Here is a 6,564-nt window from a genome sequence, read left to right on the forward strand (position 1 = left end):
TCGGTGATGCGCCTGCGTCGGGCTCGTACGTCCGACCCGTACGTCCTGTGTCCTGTGTCCTGTGTCCTCAAGCGCCTAACAGGAGGTTGTCTCCGGTTATTCCCGTACGTCTCCGGGCCCGGCCCGCCTCCCGCTGTGTGCGCGTTCCCGGCCCTCGCCCCAGGCGGCGACCGGGGCCGGGGGCGCCTCCCGGGCCGCGAAGATCCGGCCCAGCCTCGGGGACCAGGCGCGGCGGCCGGCCAGGCGGAGGCCCTCGCGGACCGTGACCTGGTTGCCGGTGAGGACCGGTTTGCCGAGGAGCTCCTCCAGCTCCGCCTCGTGCCCGGCGGTGTGCAGTGCGGTGTCGGGCAGCAGCACCGCGTCCGCCTCCGGCCGGTCGGCGGCGACCGCCAGCTCCTTCACCCGGTCCAGGTCCCAGGCGGCGGCCTCGGCGGCCGATCCGAGCCCGGCGGCCCGGGTGACGGCCACGTCGAGGCCCGCGGCGTGCAGGAACTCGGCGAACAGGGCGGTGATCCGCTCGGGATAGGTGGAGGCGACGGCGACCCGGCCGGCGCCCAGCTCCCGTACCGCGTGGGCGAAGCCGAACGAGGTGCTGGAGGCGGGCACACCGGCCGCGCGGGCCAGGGCGGCGGTCTGTTCATGGGCGCCCTCCCAGCCGTACAGGAAGCTGCCGGCGCCGCTCGCCCAGACGACGGCCTCGGCCCCGGCGCGTTGCAGCTCCTCCACCCCGGCGGCCAGGTGCTCGGGCGTGCCGGTCCGGATCAGCGCGTCGATCCGGTAGGCGTCGTCGTCGACTTCGGTGCGGTTCACCACCAGCCGGACGGCGTCGAGCAGGATCTCCATCCGCGGGAAGTCGTCCTCCGCGAAGTGGCCCGGGTAGAGAAATCCGACGGTCGTCATGTCCGCCCTTCCTTTTGTTGTCAGGCCTTTCCGTTCGGCCTTTCCGTTCCTGTCCCGCCACCTGGCGTGACGCTTTACCCCACTTCATCCAAGTATTCCCCCATATGTCGTGACCTCTGCTGTGACCTGTTGACGGGGGCGGAGGCGGGTGCGAGCGTGGTCGCACCGCACCTCCCGGACTCACGCGCACCTCCCAGACGCACGCGCACCTCCCAGACGCAGCGGAGCGACCGTCTCTCATGTCAGAGCCCACCCTGCTCGTGCTGGACACCGACCCCTCGCCGCGCCTCGGCCGGCTGACCGGCCGGGCCCGCATCCGGTACACGGACGAGGCCGGACTCGCCGCCCGCCTCCCGGAAGCCGATGTGCTGCTGGTGTGGGACTTCGCCTCCGACGCGGTGCGGCGGGCCTGGCCCGGCGAGGGACCGCGCCCGGCCTGGGTGCACACCGCGAGTGTGGGTGTGGACCGGCTGCTGTGCCCGGAGCTCACGGCCTGCGACACGGTGCTGACCAACGCCCGCGGCATCTTCGAGCGGCCCATCGCCGAGTACGTGACCGGCCTGGTGCTGGCGTTCGCGAAGGATCTCCCCGGCACGCTGGAGCTCCAGCGACGACGTCAGTGGCGCCACCGCGAGAGCACCCGGCTCGCGGGCAGCCGCGCGGTGGTCGTCGGCGCTGGCCCGATCGGGCGGGAGATCACCAGGCTGCTGATCGCGCTGGGGGTCCAGGTGGCGCTGGTGGGGCGCACCGCGCGGCGCACCATCCACGGCACCGAGGACCTGGACCGGCTGACCGCCCTGGCCGACTGGGTGATCTGCGCGGCCCCGCTGACCGGGTCGACCCACGCCATGTTCGACGCCCGGTTCTTCGGGCTGATGCAGCCCTCGGCCCGCTTCATCAATGTGGGGCGCGGGCCGCTGGTCGTCGAGGACGATCTGGCCGAAGCGCTGCGCAGGCGCTGGATCGCGGGCGCGGCACTCGATGTGTTCGAGCGGGAACCACTGGGGCCGGAGAGCCCGCTGTGGGACGTACCAGATCTGATCGTGTCGCCGCACATGAGCGGCGACACGGCGGGCTGGCGGGACCGGCTGAGCGAGCAGTTCGTGGCGATGTACGAACTCTGGGCGGCCGGGGAGCCCCTGCCCAACGTGGTGGACAAACAGCGCGGTTACGTCCCCGTACGGGAGCCGGGCGAGTAACCGGGCGTTGGCCGGCCACGCCCGTCCGGCCCGGCCCCACCCCCGGCCCGGCTGGACTCGGGAAGGTCACATTCCGGCCACCTTTCGGTTACATGCTCTCGCTTCCTGCATAGACGTCCGGGATCGGGCAGGCGCCTCCCCTGTCCGGACTGTTCGATCCCTCCAGGAGATTGCGAACCATGGCTGACTTCCCGAACCTGTCCCGCCGGGGCTTTCTGAACCGATCGGCGGCCGTGGGCGGCCTGCTCGTCGTCCCCGGCCTGCTCTCCGCGTGCAGCAAGACCGCCGCCGGCTCCGCGGACGGTGCGGGTGCGCTCGAAAAGCTCCGCAAGCAGGGCTTCGTCCGGGTCGCGTACGCCAACGAGGCCCCGTACGGCTATCTGGAGGGCAAGCAGCTCAAGGGCGAGGCGCCCACGCTGCACCGGGAGATCTTCAAGGCGCTCGGCGTCGAGGAGCTCAAGCCCACCCTCTCCGAGTGGGACGGTCTGATCCCCGGCCTCCAGGCGGGCAAGTACGACGTGGTCAGCGCCGGAATGGCGATCACGCCCGAACGCTGCGCCAACGCCCTGTTCTCCGAGCCCGAGTTCATCTCGCCGACCGCGCTGATGGTGAAGAAGGGCAACCCGAAGAAGGTCACCGACCTGGCGTCCGCGAAGGCCGCCGGGATCACCGTCGGCATCATGTCGGGCGCCGTCGAGGGCAAGTACGCCGAGGGCGCCGGCATCACCGGCGACAAGGTCAAGACGCTGCAGAAGCCGCAGGACGGCGCCGACGCCGTCAAGGGCGGCCGGATCGACGCGTTCCTGCTCACCGGCATCTCGCTGCGCTGGCTGGCGAAGACCAACCCGGAGACCGAGGTCACCGAGCCGTTCGTGCCGGAGCTGGACGGCGCCAAGCAGTACAGCCCCGGCGGCGCCGTCTTCCGCAAGGGCAACGAGGATCTGCGGGACGCCTTCAACCGCGAGCTGAAGAAGATCGTCTCGGACCGGTCGCGCTATGTGTCGCTGCTCCAGGAGTACGGCTTCTCCGCCACCGAGCTCCCGCCGGCCACGCTGAAGACGGCCGAGCTGTGCAAGGGCTGACAGGGACGGACCGCACCGCATGAGTGATTTCTTCTCCGCCTTCTTCGACGAACTGCCGCAGGTGCGCTCGGGGTTGTGGGTGACCCTCGAAGCCACCGTGCTGGGCGCGCTGGCCGCACTGCTGCTGTCGTTCGTCCTCGGTCTGATGTCGGTCAGCCGGCTGCTGGTGCTGCGCGGCACCTCACGGGTGGTCGTGGAGTTCTTCCGCGGCACCTCGCTCTACATCCAGCTGTTCTGGCTCTACTACGCGATGCCGACGCTGACGGGCTACCAGCTGGACCCGCTGCTCTGCGGCGTGGTCGCCTTCGGGCTCAACTACGGCGCGTACGGCGCCGAGGTGGTGCGCGGGGCGATCGGCTCCGTGCCGCGCGGCCAGTACGAGGCGGCCGTCGCGCTGAACATGTCGCCGCTGCACCGGATGCGGAAGGTGATCCTTCCGCAGGCCTGGGTGCAGATGATCCCGTCCTTCACCAATCTGCTGATCCAGCTGCTGAAGTGCACCCCGCTGCTGTGGCTGATCTCCGCGGCCGACCTGATGACCGTGGTCCAGCAGCTGCGCGACCGTACCGGTGAGACGCTCACCGCGTATCTGACCCTGCTGGCCGTCTACTTCGTGCTGGCGTACGCGCTGACCCTGCTGATGAACCTGCTGGAGCGGGGCGCCAAGCGGCGGCTCGGGCTGCCCGTCGGCGCGGGTTCGCTGCTGCGCAGCCGCAACGCCACCGGGGCCGTCGCCTCCGTCCAGGGAGGTGCCCGGTGAACGGTTTCGACTGGAACGCGGCCGGGGACGCCCTGCCCCTGCTGCTCGAAGGCTTCCGGGTCACACTGCTCGCGACGGTGCTCGGCACACTCGTCGCCGCGGTCCTGGGGCTGGCCGTCGCGGTCGCCGGCCGGGCCCCGAGCAGGTTCGTGACGGTGCCGGTGCGGGCCGTGACGGAGTTCGTCCGGTCCACCCCGCTGCTCGTCCAACTGGTCGGCGCGGCCGCCCTGTTCACCTCGGTTGAGCCGCTGACGATCGGCATCGTGGTGCTGGGCGTCCACTACGCCGCCTACACCTCCGAGGTGTACCGCGCCGGGATCGACGGTGTGCCGAAGGGCCAGTGGGAGGCCTGCCGGGCACTCTCGCTCGGGCCCCGGCGGACCTGGCAGGCCGTGATCCTGCCGCAGGCGGTGCGCAATGTGCTGCCCGCCCTCGGCAACTACGCGATCTCGATGTTCAAGGAGACGCCGTTCCTCGCCGTGATCACGGTGCAGGAAATGGTCTTCGAGGCCCGTAAGTACGGCGCGGACCACTTCGCGTACACCGAGGCGTTCACGCTCGCCGGCCTGGTCTTCCTGGTCGCGAGCTATCCCACCTCGCTGCTGATGAGAAAGCTGGAGAAGCGTCTTGGCCACTGAACCCCTCCCCCTGCACAAGACGGCGGACACGGCGGACACGGCGCCCTCTGCCGCCGCACCGGCCGTCGCGCCGGCCGTCGCGCCGGCCGTCGCGCCGGAGGCCGGTCATCCGCTGGTCCGCTTCGACGACGTGGTGAAGCGGTACGGCGACCATGTCGTCCTCGACCGGCTGAACTTCTCGGTGCGGCGCGGTGAGCACATCACCCTGATCGGGCCCAGCGGCTCGGGCAAGACCACGATCCTGCGGCTGCTGATGACGCTGGAGAAGGTCAGCGACGGCGTGATCTGGGTGGACGGCAGTCCGCTGTCCCACGTCAGGACGCCCGGCGGGGTGCTGAAGCCGGCACCGGAGAAGCATCTGCGCGAGGCCCGTAAGAAGATCGGCATGGTCTTCCAGCAGTTCAACCTCTTCCCCAACATGAAGGTGCTGCAGAACATCACCGAGGCGCCGGTCAACGTGCTGGGCAAGGACCGCGAGGAGGCGGAGACCCGGGCCCGGGAGCTGCTGGACCTGGTCGGGCTCTCCGCGAAGATCGACGCCCACCCCTCCCAGCTCTCCGGGGGCCAGCAGCAGCGGGTCGCCATCGCCCGCGCCCTGGCCATGGAGCCGGAGATCCTGTTGCTGGACGAGGTGACCTCGGCGCTCGACCCGGAGCTGGTGGCCGGGGTGCTGGAGCTGCTGGGCGACATCGCCAGGACCACCGACATCACGATGCTCTGCGTGACGCACGAGATGAATTTCGCCCGGGACGTCTCGGAGACGGTACTGATGTTCGACTCCGGGCGGGTGATCGAATCCGGCCCGCCGGAAAAAATCTTCACCGACCCGGAGCACGAACGTACGCGCGAGTTCCTCGACGCAGTGCTGTGACCTCACCGTTTGTTGAACACCAATGACGCTGGCATATGCCGGACGGATGCGCCCCAGCTCACCGAGCCGGGGCGCCCGGCCGAGTCGCCAACAGCCGCCCCGGAACGGGGTCTTGGCGGCTATCGTGAGGTCAGAGCTTGCGGTCACAACCTGGTAGGGGGAAACCGTGGCGTTGAAGCCCGAACCGACGGCACCGTTCCATTCGGTGCAGTACGCCCTTCGTGTTCTCGAAACGGTCTCCAAGCACGGCGACGGCGTGACGGGCACCCAGATCTCGCGGGAGACGGGACTGCCCATCGGGCATCTCACCTCCCTGCTGCTGACGCTGCGCCGCGAGGGTTACGTGGAGCAGGTCACCGACGGCGCGTATGTCATCGGCGCCTCGCTCCTGCTCATCGGTTCCGGTCCGGCCCGCAGACAGGCGCTGGAGTCCAAGCTCCAGCAGACCCTGGCGCAGCTGCGCGACTCGGTCGGCGCGGCGGTCTACATCAGCCGGTACGTCGACGGCGAGATCCGGGTCACGCAGTACGCCGACGGCCCGCTCACCCCCGCGGTCAACGAGTGGGTGGACTTCCGGTCGGCGGCGCACGCCTCGGCCGTGGGCAAGTGCCTGCTGGCCCAGCTCGACCAGAACGGCCGCCGCGACCACATCTCGCGCCACAAGACGCCCCGGCTCACCTCGCGGACGATCACCAACGAGAAGGTGCTCTTCTCCAAGCTGGACAGCCAGCCGGCGACGGTCCCGGTGCTCGACCTCCAGGAGTACGCGGTCGGCACGGTGTGCGCGGCCGTGCCGCTCACGGCCGGGTCGTCGGCGGGCTGCCTGGCACTGTCGCTGCCGATCGAGGACGCGCACCGGCTGCGCTCGGCGGCGGACACACTGAACCGGCGGGCGGCTCCGGTGCTCCTGTCGCTGGCGCTCTAGGCCTGAGCCCCGAGGGCTCCCGACGGGGGTGTCATCAGCACCTCTCCGGAGCAGGTATTATTTTCGAGTCAGCAGGCGCCGCTAGCTCAGTTGGTTAGAGCAGCTGACTCTTAATCAGCGGGTCCGGGGTTCGAGTCCCTGGCGGCGCACAGACAACGCACTGGGCGGTTCACGTACACACGTGAACCG

The 6,564-nt window shown here is 70.1% G+C and carries 7 protein-coding genes and 1 tRNA gene; 7 read left to right on the forward strand and 1 reads right to left on the reverse strand.

Features of this window, described 5'->3' with window-relative positions; all coding sequences use genetic code 11:
- Positions 1-96: 96 nt before the first annotated feature.
- The gene (locus ABZ622_RS19165) at positions 97-900 is read right to left on the reverse strand and encodes a decarboxylase (protein WP_360544573.1); all 804 of its coding nucleotides are present in this window, start codon (positions 898-900) and stop codon (positions 97-99) included.
- A gap of 239 nt (positions 901-1,139) precedes the next feature.
- Here ABZ622_RS19165 and ABZ622_RS19170 point away from each other — a divergent pair, with 239 nt between their 5' ends.
- From ABZ622_RS19170 to ABZ622_RS19200, 7 genes are all read left to right on the forward strand, one after another.
- Entirely contained in the window at positions 1,140-2,099 is a 960-nt protein-coding gene (locus ABZ622_RS19170; protein WP_360544575.1) for a D-2-hydroxyacid dehydrogenase, read from the forward strand.
- 179 nt (positions 2,100-2,278) lie between these two features.
- Positions 2,279-3,181 (forward strand): ectoine/hydroxyectoine ABC transporter substrate-binding protein EhuB, encoded by a 903-nt coding sequence (gene ehuB, locus ABZ622_RS19175; RefSeq protein ID WP_360544577.1) that lies wholly within the window; start codon positions 2,279-2,281, stop codon positions 3,179-3,181.
- A gap of 19 nt (positions 3,182-3,200) precedes the next feature.
- The gene (ehuC, locus tag ABZ622_RS19180) at positions 3,201-3,941 is read left to right on the forward strand and encodes an ectoine/hydroxyectoine ABC transporter permease subunit EhuC (RefSeq protein WP_360544579.1); all 741 of its coding nucleotides are present in this window, start codon (positions 3,201-3,203) and stop codon (positions 3,939-3,941) included.
- Positions 3,938-4,579 carry an ectoine/hydroxyectoine ABC transporter permease subunit EhuD gene (gene ehuD / locus ABZ622_RS19185; protein WP_266915660.1) on the forward strand — a complete coding sequence of 214 codons (642 nt, stop codon included), beginning with the start codon at positions 3,938-3,940 and terminating at the stop codon, positions 4,577-4,579. Before ehuC ends, ehuD begins: the two co-directional genes overlap by 4 nt.
- 112 nt (positions 4,580-4,691) lie before the next feature.
- Positions 4,692-5,450, forward strand: a complete 759-nt coding sequence (gene ehuA / locus ABZ622_RS19190) for an ectoine/hydroxyectoine ABC transporter ATP-binding protein EhuA (RefSeq protein WP_360544596.1) — start codon at positions 4,692-4,694, stop codon at positions 5,448-5,450.
- A gap of 166 nt (positions 5,451-5,616) precedes the next feature.
- Positions 5,617-6,375, forward strand: coding sequence for an IclR family transcriptional regulator C-terminal domain-containing protein (locus ABZ622_RS19195; protein ID WP_360544582.1), 759 nt, complete (start codon positions 5,617-5,619; stop codon positions 6,373-6,375).
- A gap of 75 nt (positions 6,376-6,450) precedes the next feature.
- Positions 6,451-6,524, forward strand: a tRNA-Lys gene (locus ABZ622_RS19200).
- Positions 6,525-6,564: the final 40 nt, after the last annotated feature.

Source organism: Streptomyces sp. NPDC007164 (assembly GCF_040634135.1).
In the GTDB taxonomy this organism is placed as follows: domain Bacteria; phylum Actinomycetota; class Actinomycetes; order Streptomycetales; family Streptomycetaceae; genus Streptomyces; species Streptomyces sanglieri.

Excerpts from the sequence above, each read along its gene's own strand:
- ehuC (WP_360544579.1), top strand. The coding sequence starts at position 3,201 with ATGAGTGATTTCTTCTCCGCCTTCTTCGACGAACTGCCGCAGGTGCGC.
- ehuB (WP_360544577.1), top strand. The coding sequence starts at position 2,279 with ATGGCTGACTTCCCGAACCTGTCCCGCCGGGGCTTTCTGAACCGATCG.
- ABZ622_RS19170 (WP_360544575.1), top strand. The coding sequence starts at position 1,140 with ATGTCAGAGCCCACCCTGCTCGTGCTGGACACCGACCCCTCGCCGCGC.
- ABZ622_RS19165 (WP_360544573.1), bottom strand. The coding sequence starts at position 900 with ATGACGACCGTCGGATTTCTCTACCCGGGCCACTTCGCGGAGGACGAC.